The organism is Marinimicrobium sp. C6131 (assembly GCF_026153455.1).
Taxonomy (GTDB): Bacteria; Pseudomonadota; Gammaproteobacteria; order Pseudomonadales; family Cellvibrionaceae; genus Marinimicrobium.
The window spans coordinates 1,308,552-1,327,853 of sequence record NZ_CP110629.1; the positions used below are offsets into that span (position 1 = coordinate 1,308,552).

Here is a 19,302-nt window from a genome sequence, read left to right on the forward strand (position 1 = left end):
ACAAGCGCTTTTACAGGCCGAGTGGTTCCGTATTTTTACGGGCAAAGTACTCGCGGGTCAGACCGACAACGACACCGGAAAGCGCCAGCAGTGCAATCAAATTGGGAACAGCCATCAGACCATTGAGAATATCCGCCAGAATCCAGACCACACCCAGGCTCATGTTGGCCCCCACCGGGATTGCCAATACCCATAACACTCTGAACGGCGTCACAACACGCTCACCCATCAGATACTGGGCGCAACGCTCGCCGTAGTAACTCCACCCCAAAAGCGTGGTGAACGCAAACAGGGAGACACTCAGCGCAATCAGGTGCTGCCCCTGGGGAATGGCCGACGAAAAGGCCGCTTGGGACATGGCGGCACCCTCAGCACCGGTTTGCCAGGCGCCGGTCACGATCAACACCAACCCCGTCACAGTGCACACCACCAGTGTATCGATAAAGGTTCCGAGCATCGCTATCAGCCCCTGGCGCACCGGACTGTTGGTTTGTGCCGCCGCGTGGGCGATGGGGGCGCTGCCCAGCCCCGCCTCATTGGAAAACACGCCGCGGGCAACGCCGAACTGGACGGCCATCATCACGGTCGCACCCGCGAATCCGCCGGTGGCCGCGGTCCCCGTAAAGGCGGAGTCAATAACCAGCGCCACCGCGCCGGGCAACACGGGCAGATGAATGACCAGAATCGCCAGTCCCGACAGCAGATAGACAATGGCCATGAATGGAACCAGTTTGCCCGCCACGCTGGCCAGCCGCTTGATACCACCGATCAGAACCGCTCCCACCAGCGCCATAAGTACGACACTGGTCAACCAGGGGCTAATATTGAAACTTTCCGACAGAGCGTCGGCGACGGAGTTTGCCTGAACCGTATTACCGATACCAAACCCGGCGAGCATTCCGAAAAAAGCGAACAGGGTGCCGAGCCACATCCAGCGCTTGCCCAACCCGTTCTTGATGTAATACATGGGACCACCGACGTGGCGCCCCCGATGATCGGTTTCCCGGAAGTGGACCGCACACACCGCTTCCGCGTATTTGGTGGCCATACCCACCAGCGCACTGCACCACATCCAGAATAGTGCGCCCGGGCCACCAATACCGATGGCCGTGGCGACGCCCACGATATTGCCCGTGCCAATGGTGGCGGACAGCGCCGTCATCAGTGCGTTAAAGCCGCTGATGTCCCCTTCGCCCTGGGCCTGGCGGCCCTGGAAGAGTTGCCGGAAAGCGGTGCCGATGCGTCTCAGCGGCATAGCGCCAAGACGCACCATCAGGAATAGGCCGGTGCCCAGGATAAGCACCAGCATGAACTCCCCCCACACCAGATCACTGAGGGTCTTCAAAAAGGTTTCCAGTGAGCTGAGAGCCGAGGAGTCACTCATGGGTTAGATAGACTTGATGGTGCCTTTGGGCAGAACGGCGTGGACCGCTACTTTCTGGAACTTCTGCTCAATATTTTCACCCGTTTCCAGAACAATATAGTTGTCATCAACTTTGACGATCTTGCCCAGCAGGCCGCTGGTCATGACCACTTCATCACCTTTGCTCAACGCGGACACAAGATTCTGGTGTTCCTTTTGACGCTTACGCTGCGGGCGAATAATAAACAGGTACATGAACACAAACAGGCCCACAAACATCAGCAGCGTGACCATCGGGTTACCCTGGGGTTGTGCGGCGTCTTGAGCCATTGCGGCGGGAATAAAGAAATCCATGAAACAAGCCTCATTCTTCTAGGTCGGAAAAAGGGCTAACTCTACCCTGTTTGCGCGGGGCAGGCAATTACATGGAGGGGGGCTGTCGGTGAAAAGCAAAGGGCCTCAGCCGCTGGGGACGGCCGAGGCAAGCGCTGAATCTGATTCTAGGCGTAATCGCGAAACAGCTTGCGGAAGACGCTGGGAGACAGTCCGGTCCACCGCTTGAAGGCGTTGGTGAAACTGGTGCGGTCCGAAAAATCCAGTGCCTTGGATACCGCATCAACGCTCATGTGCTGATCAATGAGAAACTTGATCGCGTAATGGAAGCGTAAGCTGTCCCGCAGTTGGGCAAAATTTTCGCCCTGCTGCTGCAAACGACGCTGCAAAGTCCGTTTTGACAGGTCCAGATCCTCGGCAATGTAATCAATTGCCAAAGGGTCCTGACCGACGCGACGGTGCAGTACATCCAGAACTTTGGCGGCCACCCCTTCTGCCGGGGGGATGCGCGCCAACTCCAGATATTCATGATAAGACCGGACACCGGGCGTGGCGAACGGACGTGCCGCACTTTCACTGATTCGATCGTCGATACGCTGTAACTGAATCATACAGGCCTCTCCTTCTGCCAAAAACTCTGGGCATTGAAAATTAATGACGCTGGGTGGTCGCGGAGCGACTGTCAACCGAAGCCGCCAGTAACCGAGCTCGCGCGATCGTTATTGTCGACCAGCGGACAGGCCGATGCCTGAGCTCTGATCGGTCCCGAGGTTTGACGGTCAAACCCTGTACCTCGAGGGCCGGGCCCTCAACCTCAAGACAGCTCTAGTATAGGCCAATCAAAGCGGAATTGTCGCTAACGGAGTCAAAAAACCCGACATTCATCGGGACTAAGATCACATTTTTATTAAAAACCTGATCTTATACCGTAAAAGTCACTCCCGACTCGATTTGGCCCATCCACTGCGTCATTCACTTCCAAAATGCTCCCGAACCCAGGTCAGAATGACCTGATCGTGGTTTTTGGTGGTGAACTTTTCAGGGATGTCCCGCAGGCGCCCTTCTTTATCAATGATGAAGGTGGTACGGATCAGCCCCATGTACTCTTTACCGGCAAACTGCTTCAACCCCCAGACGCCATATTTTTCGGCAATCTGATGGTCGGGGTCCGACAGCAGGTCAAAGGTCAATCCCTGTTTGGCAATAAACTTCTGCAGTGCCGGCTCCTTGTCCGGACTCACTCCCAATACGACCGTATCGTACTGCGCCAGTTCCGCCAGCGCGTCACGCATACCACAGGCCTGGACCGTACAGCCGGGTGTCGATGCTTTGGGGTAAAAATACAGAACAACGTTCTGCTTGCCCCTGAAGTCTTTCAGACTGACCTTTTCGCCGTTCTGGTTGTTCAGGGTGAAAGCCGGGGCCAAGTTGCCGATTTTCGGTAATGCCATGGTTCGCTCCGAGTCCTGTTGGTAAAAAGAATACATCCGGCACTGCACCACTCTGGTGCCACACCTCGGTGATTGAGGCCTTTCAGTCCCGGTAGAGTTTGAGCAGATCCCCGTAATGGTCGACCCGCCGGTCCCTCAAGTAGGGCCAGATCCGCCGAACACTTTCGCTCCGCGCCATATCCAGCGAGACCACCGCATGCTCCACCTGATCGGTGCTGCCCTGGTAGAGGAACTCGCCCTGGGGACCCGCCACAAAGCTGCTGCCCCAGAAGTCGATACCGGTACCGCCTCCCGGGTCCGCCTCGTGACCAATACGATTGACGCTGACCACGGGGACCCCATTGGCCACCGCGTGGGCGCGCTGAATGGTGATCCAGGCCTGGCGCTGACGTTCCTGCTCCTCGGGGTCATCTTCCCGACTCCAGCCGATGGCGGTGGGGTAGATCAACAACTCGGCCCCAGCCATCGCCATCAGGCGAGCCGCTTCCGGGAACCACTGGTCCCAGCACACCAGAACCCCGAGCTTGCCCACCGAAGTCTGAATGGGCTGAAAGCCCAGGTCGCCCGGGGTGAAATAAAACTTCTCGTAAAAACCGGGATCGTCGGGAATGTGCATTTTGCGATAGGTGCCGGCGATGGTGCCATCGCGCTCCAGCACCACCGCCGTGTTGTGATACAACCCCGGCGCCCGACGCTCGAACAGCGAGGCGACGATCACCAGGTTCAGCTCCCGGGCCAGGGCGCCGAGGCGATCGGTGCTGGGGCCGGGAATGGGCTCGGCCAGGTCAAACTCGTCTACGTCCTCCTGCTGGCAGAAATACAACCCCCGGTGCAATTCCTGCAGCACCACCAACTGAGCCCCCTGCTCCGCCGCGCGGCGGATACCGTCAATGGAGGCCAGCAGGTTGGCTTCGAGGTCAGCACTGCAGGCGTGTTGAATCAGCCCGACGTTAAGCTGGGTCATACAGGACTCCTTCGGGTAATTGCATGGTAATACAGTGCAGACTGCCCCCCTGCTCAATCAGCACAGAGCAGGGAATGCCAAAAATGTGGTAGCCCGGAAAGGCCTGCATCACCTGCTCCAGGGCCTGTTCGTCGGCGGGACAGTCGTACTGCGGCACCAGAACGGCGCCATTGATGATCAGAAAGTTGGCGTAGGTGGCCGGCAGGCGCCGGCCGTCGTCGCTGTGTATCGCGCCCGGCCAGGGCAGCGGCACCAACCGGTAGGGCTCGCCGTCGGCATCCGTCAACATCGCCAACTCCGCTTCCATCGCTTTCAGCTCGGCATAGTGCCCATCGTCGGGGTCATCGCACTGCACATAAGCAATGACATTGTTCGGACACAATCGCGCCAGGGTGTCGATATGGCTATCGGTGTCATCCCCCTCGAGATGACCGTGCTTTAGCCAATTGATTTTACGCACCCCGAAGGCCGCCTTCAGGCGCGCTTCAATGGTCTCGCGAGTCAACCCCGGGTTGCGGTTTTCATTCAACAGGCAGGCTTCAGTGGTGAGCAGCGTTCCGCGCCCATCGACCTCAATCGAACCGCCCTCCAGTACCCAATCCTGGCGCTCCAGCGCCACGTCGGGAAAGGCGCCGTCGCGATGCAGGCGTTCGGTAATGCCGTTGTCCAGATCGTGGGCAAACTTGCCGCCCCAGCCATTGAACTGGAAGTCCAACAGGACCGGACGCTCGCCCTCGAGCACGGTGAGCGGGCCGTGGTCCCGGGCCCAGGTGTCATTGCTCGGCGCAGGACGCAGGTGAACACTGTCCATGGGCACATTCATCGCCTCCAGGCGGCTCTGTATGGCGTCCAGCGCCTGCTCCGGGACGGCTATGATCAGGTCCGCATAGTCCGCAATCACGGTCACCAGCCCCTCATACAGCGGGATCACCTCATCGAGTAGCGGCGCCCAGTCGCTGTCCCCATGGGGCCAGGTCAGCAGCACGGCATCCTGGGGTTCCCACTCGGCGGGCAGGCGGAATTGTGGCATCAAAAACACCTCGTTGGTTCAGCTATAAAGGGCGGCGATTATAGCGCATCCGGGCCACTCGGGTCCGCCGCGCCAACACTATCACCGGCCGCTCACCCTCTCTATAATAGCCGCCACTGAATACGTCGCCCTTCAGCGACCGGACGAGTTCACTATGCTTCGATTGCTTATCGCCCTGATTGTCATCATCGGCCTGTGGGCGGCCATGGCCCATATCCGACGTTTACCGCCAGCCGAGCGCAAACGCCTGTATTGGCGCCTCGGCCTGTGGGGGGGCGGCCTGGGGCTGATTCTCCTGGTCGCTACGGGCCGGGCCCACTGGCTGTTTGCGGTGCTGGGCGCCCTGCTCCCCCTGGCGAAAACCGCCATTGCCCTGGGCCTGCAGTTTTTCCCGATGTGGAAGCAGCGCCAGCAGCAGGCCGGACCCACCAGCCCGCCGAGCGGCCCCATGGATGTACGCGAAGCCATGAACACGCTGGGCCTGAAAGGCGACGAACAGGCGCTCACCCGGGAGGACATCATTGGAGCCCATCGCAAACTGATGCAGAAACTGCACCCGGACCGGGGCGGCAATGATTATCTCGCGGCCAAGGTCAACGAGGCCAAAGAGCTGTTACTCAAGCGCCTGAGCTGACGGAGCGCATGACCTCAGATCGCCCGTTTTTTAAGCAATACATGCATGTAGCGCCCGAGCGAGCGGTAGGGCTCCAACTGCGAGAGGCGCAGCTCCTGCGCCAGCACTGTGTCCGGCGCCTGCTCACGTAGTGACTTGTCCAGAATATAGTCATGAAACACCCGGATACCGCTGGTGGCCAGCCGCTCCAGCGGCCGCGCCGCCAGCCACTGATCCACGGTCTCCGGATAGAGCGGGTTGATGGGGGACAGGCTGCCTCGAAAACCACCGTAATCACCCCGCTCCACCTTCTTGAAGTTCGCCCGCAGCAGGTTTTTGTACACCGCACCATGCAGATTGTAGTAGCACAGGGAGAGGTGACCGCCGGGCTTGAGCCAGCGGATCAGGTGATCAATCAGGACTTCCGGATCCAGCACCCATTCAAGTACCGCGTGACAGATAACCAGATCAAAGGGTTCGGCACCTACCGGTAACGCGTCCTCCAGAGACTGGATGGCGCTTTGCACCAGAGTCACCCGCTCACTGACCCCCAACTGCTCCGCTTCCGCCCGGGCGCCGAGCAGCATCTGCTCGGACAGGTCGCACAGGGTAATGGCATGCCCCGCCCGCGCCAGCGGCAGGGAAAACTGGCCCTGCCCGCCGCCGGCATCCAGAATGCGCAGGGGCGACCGACCGGTGTCGGGCACAAAAGGCGGAAATGGCCAGTGTTGACCAAAGTCGCGGCGCAGCACACTCAGCCGGATACGCCCCTTGAGCCCACCGTAGACATTGCGGGCGAAACGCTGGGCGAGATCGTCAAAGTTACGGTCGCCGGTGACCGGTTGCTTGGGCATAGGGTGCCTCAGGCGGCCTGGGGTACGCCGCTGTGAAAGCGGAAGGTGTCATCCGGTGATTCGATCAGCGAGCGCTCCAGCGTCAGAAATTCCTCCACCCGAGCCTCAATGGACTCGCCGCCGGCGGCCTTGCGGGCCAGTTTAAGGTAGTCCTGAAAGTGACGGGCCTCGGACTTGAGCAGCGACAGATAAAACCCCTGCAGCTCTTCATCAAGATGCGGAGCCAGCTTGGCAAAGCGCTCACAGGAACGGGCTTCGATGATCCCGCCCACAATCAATGTATCCACGTAGCGCCCCGGCTCGTGGGTGCGGATCGGTTTGCGCAGCTCGGAAGCGTACCGGCTGGGGGAAATCTGCCCGTAGGCGATACCGCGCTTCTGCATCAGGCTCATCACCTGCTCGTAATGACGCAGTTCCTCACGGGCCAGGCGGGACATTTTGTGCATCATCTCAAAATCGCCCACATAGCGGTACATCAGCGTCAGCGCGGTGGACGCGGCCTTCTTTTCACAGTTGGCATGATCGAGTAACAGCAGCGGCTCATTGGCCAGCGCCCAGCGCACCCAGGCATCCGGCGTTTCGCACTGAAGAAAATCAAGAATAGGTTTTATATCAGTCATTTACATCACAAAGTTCAAGTGTTTTGCGCTGCTTTTTGCATCGCATCCGCGGCCAAACCCGGGGCAATATAGCGCTCGTAGTGCGCGCAGGAAAGTTCGTAATAGTCGTGATCGATCTGATCACGCAGCTCGGGCAGAGAATACGCCCGCCATTCGGGGCGCACCCGCAGGCCGTAGTGCGCCGGCTCTCGGATCTGACTGGCCCCGGCCTTGAGCAGATCGAAGATCCAGCAGTGCGGGTCCCGATCTTCGTTGAACCGCACCTGCTGGTGCCGAATCTGCTCGCGCAGGACAGCTTCATCCAGGATCTCAAAGCGCGCCGCCACCACCTGGGTCAGAAAGGCCTCCAGACGTTTGACGATGATATGGCGCTGCTCCTGATCGTAGGCATTCCAGTCGATCACCTCGTGGGCAAACCGCTTGCAGCCACGGCACACACTATCCCCGATGCCCGTTGAACAGACACCCACACAGGGGGTTTTGACCCGTTTGAATACTGCCATATCAATAAGGATATCCCGCTACATCCAGTTCAATCTGCCAGAGCGTACCCGCGCCGGTCAGGTACAGCGTCTGACGCTCGGGGCCGCCAAAGGCGGCATTGGTGATATTCGCATCGACACGGATCTCCGCCAGGGATTCACCCTCCGGGGAGAAGACCCGCACCCGCTGCTTGGTGTGTTCGGTCACATAGATGTTACCCAGACAGTCAATCGCCATCCCGTCGGGAACAGTCACCTCGACCAGATCCCGTTGCCCGGCCACATGACCATCTTCATCCAACGCGTAGGCCCTGAGTACCCCCTGCTCGCCGCCACCGGCGACATAGAGTGTCTTCTCATCCGGGGACAGGGAGACACCATTGGGGTTGCTCAGGGTGTCGTCGACCACGGACACACCGTCGGCATCAATGCGATAGACCCGGGTCTTTGGTTGTCCACCCGGCGCCGCGGAGCGCTGGAAGTCCGGGTCGGTAAAATAGATCACGCCATCGCGGGTCAGGGTAAGATCGTTGGGAGAGTTGAACGGGTTATCGGCAAACTCATCCCAGACAATCTCCCGGTCACCGGTAGAGAGCTCGTAGCGTGAGATGGCCTTGGCGTCGTGGGTGGCGGCCATCAGAAAGCCCTCAGCATCCACAGCCAGGCCGTTGCTGCCGCTGTCTTCCAGCGCGGTTTCCAGGGTACCTTCCGCCGTCAGGCGCTGCACTCGCGAGGGGAAGCCTTCCTGAAAGGTGAAGTCGGAGAAGTACAGGGACCCGCCAATCCAGACCGGCCCCTCGTACAGGCCCGCCTCTTTCCGGGTGGTGGCGGAGCCCGGAATCCGCTCGGCGGTCAGCGTCCCGGAGGGGGCCTGACCCGGGTCTTGCGGGCACTGCCATTGGCTGTCTGGCGTGGGGGCGGTACCGGAATTGTCCGGATCGCTGTACTCGACTCCACTGGCCGCGGCATTACCGGAGGCCTCGGGTGTCGGCTGCGACTCTTCGGCGGGTTCACAGCCCCAGAGAATCAGCGCGGTCAGTGCGGCACTCAGAGGCGCCAGGGTGTGTCGGGTGGTGTTCATGGAGGATGTCCTTGTGCCGATTTTAAGTTATTTATAGCTTTAGGTTTTGAGCGTAACTTATTGATTTTAATGAAATCAAATCGATCAGAAAAGCGAGCATCATTATACCGATCACTTGGATCATGAGCCAGTAACTTTAGTTTGACCGCCAGTCGATCGGCGCTCTTTGCTCCCCCAAAAAAGGCGCTCCGATCATAATGCTCCGATGGGGTATAGCCTTGCGAGACACGCCGTGAACCCATCCATGGGGGCTCATCACCCGCCATCCAGGCGGGTGACGGTCTCGCAAGGCTATACCCCATCTCCGCAGTGCGAACGTAACATTTCGGGAAATAGCACCCTGAGCTCCAAGGTGGCACTTAGGGACGGGAAGGGAAAGCCCTTTCAAGACCGTAAGCGGAGGGACTCCGCGCGTCGAGCCCCCAGGGGCCGCTCTATGGCATCCATGCCACCGCGGCATTCGTGCGTCCATGCACATCATGGGTTTACGGCGTGTCTTGAAAGGGCTTTCCCTTCCCGGCCCGGACTTGACGCTTACCACCAGTCTATCTGCCAAAGTCGGCGTGTCTCACAAGGGTATGCCCCGGCGGAGCGCCACAACCGGAGCACCATAAGCATCGAAGCTCCATACAGCCCAACCGGGCGCCCTACACAGTTAATGGGGGTTACTGTATAATCCGCCGCCGTTGAGCCGTGCCATCAACCGCCTCCCGGGGCGCGGCGCCGGACCCAGGGTCCACTCGCATCCATGACGGTCATGGATAGTCTCTCAAGGCAGAGATCCTGTTGAGAGAGTAACCCCACAAAATCAGAGGAACTCAATCGTGCTTGAAGCCTATCGTACTCACGTCGCGGAACGCGCCGCGGAAGGCGTACCCCCCAAACCGCTGAACGCAGAACAAGTTGCCGAACTGGTCGAACTGCTCAAAAACCCACCCGCTGGCGAAGAAGACACCCTGGTCGAACTGATCAGCCACCGCGTCCCCGCCGGTGTGGATGAAGCCGCTTACGTCAAAGCCGCTTTTCTGAGCGCCATCGTGAAAGGCGAAGCCGAAAGCCCCCTGATCTCCAAAGAACACGCCGTCAAACTGCTGGGCAACATGCACGGCGGTTACAATATCGAAACCCTGGTCGAGCTGCTGGATAACACGGCTCTGGCTCCCCTGGCCGCCGACGAACTCAAGCACACCCTGCTGATGTTCGACGCCTTCCACGACGTGGAAGAAAAAGCCAAAGCCGGCAACGAATTTGCCAAAGGCGTACTGCAATCCTGGGCCGATGCCGAGTGGTTCACCAAGCGCCAGAAAGTGCCCGAGAGCATCAAGCTGACCGTCTTCAAGGTCACCGGTGAAACCAACACCGACGACCTGTCCCCGGCGCAGGACGCCTGGTCCCGTCCGGATATCCCGCTGCACGCCCTGGCCATGTACAAAAACGAGCGCGAAGGCCTGACCCCGGACGAACCCGGCACCATCGGCCCGATCAAGCAGATCGACGAGTTGAAGAAGAAAGGCTACCCGCTGGCCATGGTGGGCGATGTGGTCGGTACCGGCTCCTCGCGTAAATCCGCTACCAACTCCGTGCTCTGGTACATCGGTGAAGACATCCCGGGTGTGCCCAACAAGCGCACCGGTGGCGTCTGTATCGGCAGCAAAGTGGCACCAATTTTCTACAACACCATGGAAGACGCCGGCGCGCTGGTATTCGAAGCGCCGGTGGACGATCTGAACATGGGCGACGTGATCGAAGTGCGTCCCTATGAAGGCAAGATTCTCAATGGCGAGACCGGCGAGCTGATTTGCGAATTTGGTCTGAAGTCCGAAGTCCTGCTGGACGAAGTCCAGGCCGGCGGCCGGATTCCACTGATCATCGGTCGCGGTCTGACCGGTAAGGCCCGCGAATCCCTGGGGCTTGCCCCCTCCGAGCTGTTCCGCAAGCCCGAGCAGCCGAAGGACACCGGCAAGGGTTACACCCTAGCCCAGAAGATGGTCGGCAAGGCCTGCGGCATGGAAGGCGTGCGTCCCGGTACTTACTGCGAGCCCTACATGACCACCGTCGGCTCCCAGGACACCACCGGCCCCATGACCCGCGATGAGCTGAAAGACCTGGCCTGCCTCGGCTTCTCCGCCGACCTGACCATGCAGTCCTTCTGCCACACCGCCGCCTACCCCAAGCCGGTGGACATTGACACCCAACACACCCTGCCCGACTTCATCATGACCCGTGGCGGTGTGTCCCTGCGCCCGGCGGACGGCATCATTCACAGCTGGCTGAATCGCATGCTGCTGCCCGATACCGTGGGCACCGGCGGCGACTCCCACACCCGTTTCCCCCTGGGCATTTCCTTCCCGGCCGGTTCCGGTCTGGTGGCCTTTGCGGCCGCTACCGGCGTGATGCCGCTGGATATGCCGGAATCGGTTCTGGTGCGTTTCAAGGGCGACATGCAGCCGGGTATCACTCTGCGTGATCTGGTCAACGCCATTCCCTACTACGCCATCCAGAAGGGCCTGCTGACCGTCGAGAAGAAGGGCAAGAAAAACATCTTCTCCGGCCGCATTCTGGAAGTGGAAGGTCTGCCGGATCTGAAAGTCGAACAGGCCTTCGAGATCTCCGATGCCTCGGCCGAGCGCTCCGCCGCCGGTTGCACGATCAAGCTGGGCAAAGAGCCGATCATCGAGTACCTGAAGTCCAACATCACCATGCTGCGCTGGATGATCGAACAGGGCTACGGCGACGTGCGTACCCTGGAGCGTCGTGCACGCAAGATGGAAGAGTGGCTGGACAACCCGGAGCTGATGGAAGCCGATGCGGACGCGGAGTACGCCGAAGTGATCGAAATCGATCTGGCGGAAATCACCGAGCCGCTGCTGGCCTGCCCGAACGATCCGGACGATGTGAAGAAACTGTCCGACGTGCAGGAAACCAAGATCGACGAAGTGTTCATCGGTTCGTGCATGACCAACATCGGTCACTTCCGTGCCGCCGGCAAACTGCTGGAAGCCACCAAAGAAGAACTGGCCACCCGTCTCTGGATTGCACCGCCCACCAAAATGGACGAGCACCAGCTGATGGAAGAAGGCTACTTCAACATCTTTGGCAGCAAAGGCGCCCGCACCGAAATGCCGGGCTGCTCCCTGTGCATGGGCAACCAGGCGCGGGTGGCTCCTAACTCCACGGTGGTATCCACCTCCACGCGTAACTTCCCGAACCGTCTGGGTCAGGGTGCCAACGTCTACCTGGCCTCGGCCGAGTTAGCCGCGGTAGCCGCCATCACCGGCAAGCTGCCCACTCCGGCGGAGTACCTGGAGTACACCAAGGGCCTGAACAGCATGGCCAGCGATATCTACCGCTACCTCAACTTCAACGAAATTGAGGAGTACCAGAAGTCCGCAGACGAAGGTAAGCGCATCGCGTCGGTGCAGATTGAGGAGGTCGCGGTGTAAACCGCCCTACCCTCATCGCCCACAAAAAAGCCCGCTGGCGTCTGTCAGCGGGCTTTTTTATTTTGCGGCGTCGCACAAACTTTGCCAATGAGTGGCATAACGCCGTCGTTGTCAGCCGACCCTGTTTACGGCTGAGGGTTCCAGCCTTCGCCACCGTTATAGGTAGAGAAAATTTGCTCCCTTGAAGAGAACCCGGTTTCGTACTCCTGCTGACTCAGTGTATAGCTCACCCAACCGCTGGTATCGAGCGGGTCGCCATTGATATCCATGCTGTTGTATTCGCGCCAGCCGTTAGTGGCGGTGGCGGTTTCCGGGTTGGGAGTCGGGTCGGTGTGCCAGGCACTCGAACGGATGTGGTCATCCATGCGGGTATTGACGAACACCACGTTGTCGAAATAGTCCTGACTGCCGCCACTGCGCGCGAGGGCAAACGTATTGTCAGCCACATTGGCACCAGTCGGTCCTTCACCGCGGGTCAGTTCGCTGTTCAGGAACACAAAGCCTTTGACGCTGTCCGGTGTGCGGGCCTGAAGGATGTAACCACCGCTGCCGCCATCGGAGCGACCCACCGTGCGGATTTCGCTGTTCTCAAACAGCGCCGCTTCCACATAACCCCAGATGTAATCCACATTGCCCGCAACCAGGGACTCATAGAACCAGCTGTAGCCTTTGAGCAACAGGGTGTCCTGCTCGCTCAGAAAGGCAGCGTCTTTGGCCACCAGGCGATGGGGACTATTGAAGTAAATGGTTTCGGCCTGACCACCATCGCCGACCAGGGTGGTATTCTCGATCGTGAGGTGTTCAAGGACCAACATGTCCGCAGACTCGACCAGAAACAGTGGACGGCCACTGGTGCCACCATTGAGCTGCTCGTTGTTGCGGTACGCGATGCGGGTATTCTCCCGACTTTCGCCGCGCAGGGTGAGGTTGTTTTTGTTGCGCAGGTACAGCGGTTCACGGTAAGTGCCGTTCATCACATTGACGGTCACCGCCTCGTCTTTGCCCAACTCCAACATGGCGTAAGACAGTGCGCCCTGCACCGTGCGGAAATCCGCCTCGCCGGTTTCGGCCACCGTCAGCTCATTACCGGAAGGGGTATCCGCCGTGGTGCTGAACGTCCAGGCGGCGTCTTTACCGAGACCTTCAAATTCAGCCCCGTTGAGGGTGCCGTCAATCACCCCATCGGCAATGGCGACGTAATAGGTCTCGCCGGGCTCCAGAACACCGTGATGGGGTGCAATCACCACGCTGTTGCCCTGGACCCAGATCTGCTCCGTGTTGAGAGTGCGCGCCCGGTCGGCCGATGGCAGGCTGTCCTGCTCGCCCAGCACACTGATATTGTCGATCACAGCGTCATCACTGACACGGTAAATACGGGCCGAGCCCGCCGCACCGAGGGTGGGAACATCGTCAAAGGTCAGCTTGATCCGGGTATCGCGCAGAATATCGGTTGCACCAACGGCGGGAACCACACGCTCAGCCAGGTCGTACACCGCGGTTGGCTGGACGAACGCCGGAGTGATTGTGGCTTCAATGGTCCGGACCAGCGTCGCCTCAGAACCACTGATAAAGGTAATGGTCGCCTCGCCCTCGGCCAGGGGACTCAAGTGCACCTGACTGCCCTGCACGTCGACACCGACCACGGCCGTATTCGAGGACTCGACGCTGAACGTATCCGGATCCCCATTGCTCTGTACCGCCATTACGTCAATCACATAATCATCGGTCTGCGCCTCGGCGATCCATTCGCTACTGGCCGGATCAATAGTCAACTGCACCGGTTTGTTGGCCGGATCACCGATGACCACATCGTCAATCTCAAACGACTTGTTGGCGGTAAACAGCCCGATATCACCGATACCGGTGTAGTCGGTATCGGTATGGGAGCCGACATTCTCACCATTGAAATAGACCGTCAGGGTATCGCCGATCAACTCAAAACGGACGGTGTACCACTGCCCGCCCTCCAGCGTATCCCTGGGGCCCTGGATGATTTCCCGGCCCACCTGGACCGGACGATCGATCGTGCCGTCCACCGACTTGGCGATTTCCACCTTGGTGCTGTCGGTGTTGTTCTGCACATTCAGACCCGCGGCATACCAGTTGCCTTCACTGTGATAGCGTGCCATCAGGTACAGGAACTTGTTTCCGGTGGTGCTGTTTTCGCGGGGGCGGATACGCGCCTCCACGTAATAGTCTTCCGACGGGATCTCAAGCGCGTTGACGTCGATAAAGGCCAACTCGCCGCCCTGACTGGCGGCGGTGAAACGCAACACGTGGTTGTCGCCATCCTCCACTACGTCGAACGTACCGTCCGGTTCACCCTCCGGGTTATCCGGGGACGACTGGAGAACCCACTGATCGGCCGTGCCATCGGCGAAGTCGTCACAGAAGTACAATCCGCTCTCCGGGCAGACAAATACCGTCGACGCCGACTCTGACGAGGCGCTGGCGCTGCTGGAGGAGGCCGTGTTGCTGGAGGATGAACTGCTGGAGGAGGACCCGTTATCGGGGGATGAAGAGCCGCCACAGGCGGCCAGCGCGCTGCTCAACAGCAGCACGTACAGCCATTCAGGTTGATTCATTGTTTTTACTCTCACGTAATTATTTATAATATGTCATATCAAATGACCTCCGAATAATCTCAATCGCTCGCCGGCCGGTCAAGCCCCCGGTTTAGGCTCTTTGGTTATAATGTGTCATTTCCCGACCACCCGCTATTGATGGACCCGACCATGCTGATACAAAACGACCATGTCGATCTCGACACACCCACCGGCACCATGCGCACCTACGTGTATCGCCCCGTGGCCGAAGGTCGCTATCCGGCCATCATTTTCTACTCGGAGATTTTTCAGCAGACCGCCCCCATCGCCCGCTCGGCGGCGATCATGGCCGGGCACGGCTTCGTCGTTCTGGTCCCTGAGGTGGCCCACGAGCTGAATCCGATTGGCACCGTGCTGGGCTATGACGACGCCGGCAAGGAAAAAGGCAACAACGACAAGTTCGCCAAGCCATTGAAGGATCACGACACCGACACCCGGGCCATGGTCGCGTTTCTCGAACAACAGCGCTACTACTCTGGCGCGGTGGGCAGTATGGGCGTCTGCCTGGGCGGTCACCTGGCCTTTCGCGCTGCGTTGAATCCGGCGATCAAGGCAGCCTGCTGTCTGTACGCCACCGATTTGCACTCGAACACACTACCCGCGCCGCCGGAAGACCAGACCCTGGCCCGGGCCGGTGAAATCAAAGGTGAGCTGCTCATGATATGGGGGCGACAGGATCCGCACGTCCCGGATCAACCTCGGGCGGAGATCAATCGCGCGCTCAGGGACGCGGGGTGTACCTTCAGTTGGCTCGAGGTCAACGGCCAGCATGCCTTCATGCGCGATGAAGGCGATCGCTACGATCCGGAGCTGGCATTGCAGTGTTACCAGATGGCGGTCAATCTGTTTCGGAAAGCGCTGCGCTGAAAGCGGTCAGGGACCCCGGCGGCACTTCGCCACCCAGATTCTGAGCCCACCGCACCCGTGGCTCGTCCGTATCGGCTTCGGGAGCGTACAATAGCAGTATGCGTGTCATCACCTGCCTGCTAATGATTGCCCTGTTATCAGCCTGCCAGCCAACGCCGCCGGCCGAGGCCATGCTGGATGACTACCTGACCCGCCTGTCCCGGGTGCTGTCCGTGGAGATTCCCCCCACTGACGGTGCGCCCGCTCCCCGTATGCCCCCTCCGCGGGAACTGCAGGTCGAGCTCGAGCCTCTGTCCATCAACCTGCTGGACTTTTGGGGGTTTCGTCAGTGCGGCCTGGCCGAGGTTCTCGGAGAACGCAACAGTATTCTCGGGCGGGTCATGGTGCCCTCCCAGCATCTGCATATGGACGGTCGCATCCTCCAGCAATTGCGCTATTGCATTCAGACGCTGGAGGATCAGGAGCTGGTGGCGCTGGCCGAAGACCTGGAACAACGCAAACGACAACAGTGGCCGACGCGCTACTGGAATGCCAGTGCGGCGGCACCAGAGCTGCGAGCCTTCTGGAGCCCGTCCACCACACCACTGACGCCGGGCCGGGAAGCAAGCTTTCAGGAAGCGCTGACCGCCCTTGCGTTTCTGGCTCAGTTGCCGGAACGCCTGAACCAGCAACGGTGGCCGGAACGTCCGGACCTTGAGTCTCACTATAAGGCGCTGGAACAATATGCTCTGGGCGGAAAGCTGCTGCAAAGCCTGGTACTGGGAACGCACCACATCCACGCCGCCAACCAGATGCTGCAAGAGGCTCATCAGGAGGAAACGCTCTGTCCGGCCGGGCTGCAAAAGCGGGAACTCGAGTACGCCCGCAACGTCATGGTCAAGGTTTTCGTTGGTGAGGTTCAACCCTGGCTGGCGGCGGTCAATCGTCGAGCCACCAGCGTCATTAAACACTATGAGACACTACTGGACCAACAGCCTGCCGAACAGAGGCCGACCATTCAGCCATTCTTCGATCAAGTGACTGAGCGCCACTTTACTTTCCAGAACAGCCTGCGCGACCATGTCGACCTTTGGAAAACCCTGTTTGAGGGCTGCGACAGTCAGGCCATTCCGTCAAGGTGACCGGGCGGCGAAAAATCCAGTACACTGCCGTCTTCCAAGGATCACCCACCGCGAGATCATTCCGCATGTCAGACACCAAAACCGTCCTCGTAACCGGCGCCTCCAGTGGCATTGGCTATCACTGTGCCAAGTCGCTGCAGAAAGACGGCTACCGCGTCATTGCCAGTTGCCGAAAGCTGCCCGACGTCTCCCGGCTGCAGGCAGAAGGCCTGACCTGTATTCAGTTGGATGTCGCCGATTCCGGCAGCATCCGCCGCGCCGTCGAAGAAACGCTGCAGTTGTGCGACGGCAAGTTGTACGCCCTGTTCAACAACGGCGCCTATGGCCAGCCCGGAGCAGTCGAAGACCTCAACCGAGACACCTTGCGCCGCCAGTTTGAGACCAATTTTTTCGGCTGGGCGGAGCTGACCAATGCTCTGCTCCCCGCCATGATTGCCGCGGGTGAAGGACGGATCATTCAGAACAGCTCAGTGCTGGGCTTCGCCGCCATGCCTTTTCGAGGGGCCTACAACGCCAGCAAGTTTGCCCTGGAGGGACTGACCGATACCTTGCGCCTGGAACTCAAAGAAACCGGCGTGCACGTCAGCCTGATTGAACCCGGCCCCATATTGAGTGACTTCCGCAAGAATGCACTGGCTGCCCTGAAGAGCAACATCGATATGAAAAACAGCCGGCATCGGACGAAGTACGAAAACGCCATTCAGCGCCTGAGCAAACAGGGACCGGCGCAGCGGTTTACTCTGGGACCGGATGCGGTGTACAAACGCCTGAAGCACGCGCTGGAAAGCAGGCGCCCCAAACCACGCTATTACGTCACCTTTCCGACCTATCTGATGGGGTACCTGAAACGGGTGCTCAGCACCCGACAACTGGATAAAATTCTGGGGAAAGTGGCCACCTGAACAACTTGGCCATGTTCAGGTAGTGATGGGCGGGCACTTATTGTGCCCGTTTTGCCATATAGGCGTCGTAGTCCGGAATGGAACGATCCACCTCGTGGTTAAACAGAGGTGACGCCACCATGAAATCCGCCGATATCTGGTTACAGGCCACCGGTATATTCCAGACCGCAGCGATACGCAACAGGGCCTTCACGTCCGGATCGTGGGGCATCGGCTCGAAGGGATCCCAGAAAAATATCAGAAAATCTACCTTGCCTTCGGTAATCAACGAGCCAACTTGTTGATCGCCGCCCAGGGGACCACTGATCAACTTGTTGATCGGCAATTGCGTGGCATTTGCAATTACCGTCCCCGTTGTTCCTGTGGCATAGAGCGTATGACTCTTCAGGGTTTCCCGGTGCTTACCGCACCAGGCCACCAGATCTTTCTTTTTGTTGTCGTGTGCCACCAACGCAATACTTTTATTGTTTGGCAGCGTTACTGTTTTAAATTCCATACGTCATTTTCTCCGGAACAGCTGTGGGTCAGTCACGCTTCTCGGTCAGTGCCCGGGTCACGTCAGTAATGAGGCGCGGTCCGTGGTAAATAAAACCAGTATACACTTGAACCAGGCGCGCACCTGCGGCCATTTTCTCTACCGCGCTGGCACCATCGCTGATTCCTCCAACGCCAATGATCGGCAGCCGGTCTTTCAGATGGCTGTGCAAAGAGGCAATAACGCGAGTGCTTTTATCACGAACCGGCAGGCCACTGAGGCCACCGGCCTCTTCACTGTGAGCCAGCCCCTCTACCCCTTCCCGGCCAATCGTGGTATTGGTCGCGATTACACCATCCATCCCTTGCTCGAGTAACACCCTGGCTACCTGCTCGATGGCGACATCATCCATATCCGGGGCTATTTTGACAACCAGCGGAACATAGCGACCGATTGCCTGATAATGCTTTTGCTGCTCTGCTTTCAGGCGCTCCAACATGCGGGCCAGGCTATCGCCAAACTGCAGATCACGAAGTCCCGGTGTATTCGGGGAGGAAATATTGAATGTGATGTACTCGGCGTGGGCGTAAACCCGGTTCAGGCAGAACAGGTAGTCATCCACCGCATTCTCCAGCGGAGTCGTCGCATTCTTACCGATATTGATCCCCAGAATACCCGAATAACGACGACGCTTGACCTGCTCCACCAGATGGTCGACCCCGAGATTGTTAAAACCCATCCGGTTGATGATCGCTTCCTGCTCCGGCAAGCGAAACAGCCTGGGCTTGGGGTTGCCCGGCTGGGGTTTGGGAGTGACGGTCCCAATCTCGACAAAGCCGAAGCCGAGCGCCCCCAGCGCGTTGAAGTAATCACCATTCTTGTCGAGCCCGGCCGCGAGCCCCAGGGGGTTGGCGAAGCGCAACCCCATGACCTCCACCGGGTTGTAGGCCGCTTTCGGTCTGAACAGAGGCAGGAGTTTCAGACGCTCGGCCGCTCCAAGCCAGTCCAGGCTGATGTGGTGAGCGGTTTCCGGGTCCAGTTTGAACAGGGCGTTGCGAATCAGCGAATACATGCAAGGGCTCTTTGCAGCGGGGTGG

General features: G+C 59.3%; 18 protein-coding genes. 5 read left to right on the forward strand and 13 right to left on the reverse strand.

Annotated features, from left to right (window positions below):
- Window positions 1-10 precede the first annotated feature (10 nt).
- From OOT55_RS05535 to OOT55_RS05560, 6 genes are all read right to left on the reverse strand, one after another.
- Window positions 11-1,384 (reverse strand): alanine/glycine:cation symporter family protein, encoded by a 1,374-nt coding sequence (locus OOT55_RS05535; RefSeq protein WP_265368134.1) that lies wholly within the window; start codon window positions 1,382-1,384, stop codon window positions 11-13.
- Window positions 1,385-1,387: 3 nt separating this feature from the next.
- Window positions 1,388-1,717 carry a preprotein translocase subunit YajC gene (gene yajC / locus OOT55_RS05540; protein WP_265368135.1) on the reverse strand — a complete coding sequence of 110 codons (330 nt, stop codon included), beginning with the start codon at window positions 1,715-1,717 and terminating at the stop codon, window positions 1,388-1,390.
- A gap of 146 nt (window positions 1,718-1,863) precedes the next feature.
- Complete coding sequence (locus OOT55_RS05545; RefSeq protein WP_024460266.1) at window positions 1,864-2,307, reverse strand: helix-turn-helix domain-containing protein; 444 nt, start codon at window positions 2,305-2,307, stop codon at window positions 1,864-1,866.
- 357 nt (window positions 2,308-2,664) lie between these two features.
- On the reverse strand, window positions 2,665-3,147 hold the full coding sequence (gene bcp, locus OOT55_RS05550; protein ID WP_265368136.1) for a thioredoxin-dependent thiol peroxidase: 483 nt from the start codon (window positions 3,145-3,147) through the stop codon (window positions 2,665-2,667).
- 82 nt (window positions 3,148-3,229) lie between these two features.
- Window positions 3,230-4,111 carry a carbon-nitrogen hydrolase gene (locus tag OOT55_RS05555; protein WP_265368137.1) on the reverse strand — a complete coding sequence of 294 codons (882 nt, stop codon included), beginning with the start codon at window positions 4,109-4,111 and terminating at the stop codon, window positions 3,230-3,232.
- Window positions 4,098-5,141, reverse strand: coding sequence for an agmatine deiminase family protein (locus OOT55_RS05560; protein WP_265368138.1), 1,044 nt, complete (start codon window positions 5,139-5,141; stop codon window positions 4,098-4,100). Before OOT55_RS05560 ends, OOT55_RS05555 begins: the two co-directional genes overlap by 14 nt.
- Window positions 5,142-5,295: 154 nt before the next feature.
- On the opposite strand from OOT55_RS05560, the gene OOT55_RS05565 reads away from it, so the two are divergent.
- The gene (locus tag OOT55_RS05565; protein WP_265368139.1) at window positions 5,296-5,775 is read left to right on the forward strand and encodes a molecular chaperone DnaJ; all 480 of its coding nucleotides are present in this window, start codon (window positions 5,296-5,298) and stop codon (window positions 5,773-5,775) included.
- Window positions 5,776-5,789: 14 nt separating this feature from the next.
- Here the strand turns inward: OOT55_RS05565 and OOT55_RS05570 are convergent, their stop codons facing one another.
- Genes OOT55_RS05570 through OOT55_RS05585 form a run of 4 tightly spaced genes read right to left on the reverse strand, consistent with a single transcriptional unit; the run spans window position 5,790 to window position 8,791 of the window.
- On the reverse strand, window positions 5,790-6,608 hold the full coding sequence (locus OOT55_RS05570) for a methyltransferase domain-containing protein (RefSeq protein ID WP_265368140.1): 819 nt from the start codon (window positions 6,606-6,608) through the stop codon (window positions 5,790-5,792).
- 8 nt (window positions 6,609-6,616) lie between these two features.
- Window positions 6,617-7,228 (reverse strand): tRNA-(ms[2]io[6]A)-hydroxylase, encoded by a 612-nt coding sequence (locus OOT55_RS05575; protein WP_265368141.1) that lies wholly within the window; start codon window positions 7,226-7,228, stop codon window positions 6,617-6,619.
- A gap of 14 nt (window positions 7,229-7,242) precedes the next feature.
- A complete protein-coding gene (locus tag OOT55_RS05580; RefSeq protein WP_265368142.1) occupies window positions 7,243-7,731 on the reverse strand; it encodes a DUF1289 domain-containing protein in 489 nt (162 codons plus the stop codon).
- Window position 7,732: 1 nt separating this feature from the next.
- Window positions 7,733-8,791 carry an SMP-30/gluconolactonase/LRE family protein gene (locus OOT55_RS05585; protein WP_265368143.1) on the reverse strand — a complete coding sequence of 353 codons (1,059 nt, stop codon included), beginning with the start codon at window positions 8,789-8,791 and terminating at the stop codon, window positions 7,733-7,735.
- An 824-nt stretch (window positions 8,792-9,615) separates the two neighbouring features.
- On the opposite strand from OOT55_RS05585, the gene acnB reads away from it, so the two are divergent.
- Entirely contained in the window at window positions 9,616-12,234 is a 2,619-nt protein-coding gene (gene acnB / locus OOT55_RS05590; protein WP_265368144.1) for a bifunctional aconitate hydratase 2/2-methylisocitrate dehydratase, read from the forward strand.
- A 125-nt stretch (window positions 12,235-12,359) separates the two neighbouring features.
- Here the strand turns inward: acnB and OOT55_RS05595 are convergent, their stop codons facing one another.
- Window positions 12,360-14,819 (reverse strand): pectinesterase family protein, encoded by a 2,460-nt coding sequence (locus tag OOT55_RS05595; RefSeq protein WP_265368145.1) that lies wholly within the window; start codon window positions 14,817-14,819, stop codon window positions 12,360-12,362.
- 150 nt (window positions 14,820-14,969) lie between these two features.
- Between OOT55_RS05595 and OOT55_RS05600 the strand changes: the two genes are divergently transcribed.
- From OOT55_RS05600 to OOT55_RS05610, 3 genes are all read left to right on the forward strand, one after another.
- Window positions 14,970-15,707, forward strand: a complete 738-nt coding sequence (locus OOT55_RS05600; RefSeq protein WP_265368146.1) for a dienelactone hydrolase family protein — start codon at window positions 14,970-14,972, stop codon at window positions 15,705-15,707.
- 98 nt (window positions 15,708-15,805) lie between these two features.
- Window positions 15,806-16,828: a DUF3080 family protein gene (locus OOT55_RS05605; RefSeq protein WP_265368147.1), complete on the forward strand. Its 1,023-nt coding sequence runs from the start codon at window positions 15,806-15,808 to the stop codon at window positions 16,826-16,828.
- A 65-nt stretch (window positions 16,829-16,893) separates the two neighbouring features.
- Window positions 16,894-17,730: an SDR family oxidoreductase gene (locus OOT55_RS05610; protein WP_265368148.1), complete on the forward strand. Its 837-nt coding sequence runs from the start codon at window positions 16,894-16,896 to the stop codon at window positions 17,728-17,730.
- A gap of 37 nt (window positions 17,731-17,767) precedes the next feature.
- On the opposite strand, the gene OOT55_RS05615 is transcribed toward OOT55_RS05610, so the two are convergent.
- Together OOT55_RS05615 and OOT55_RS05620 are read right to left on the reverse strand one after the other, a co-directional pair.
- Window positions 17,768-18,226: a methylglyoxal synthase gene (locus tag OOT55_RS05615; RefSeq protein WP_265368149.1), complete on the reverse strand. Its 459-nt coding sequence runs from the start codon at window positions 18,224-18,226 to the stop codon at window positions 17,768-17,770.
- 28 nt (window positions 18,227-18,254) lie between these two features.
- Entirely contained in the window at window positions 18,255-19,277 is a 1,023-nt protein-coding gene (locus OOT55_RS05620; RefSeq protein WP_265368150.1) for a quinone-dependent dihydroorotate dehydrogenase, read from the reverse strand.
- Window positions 19,278-19,302 lie beyond the last annotated feature (25 nt).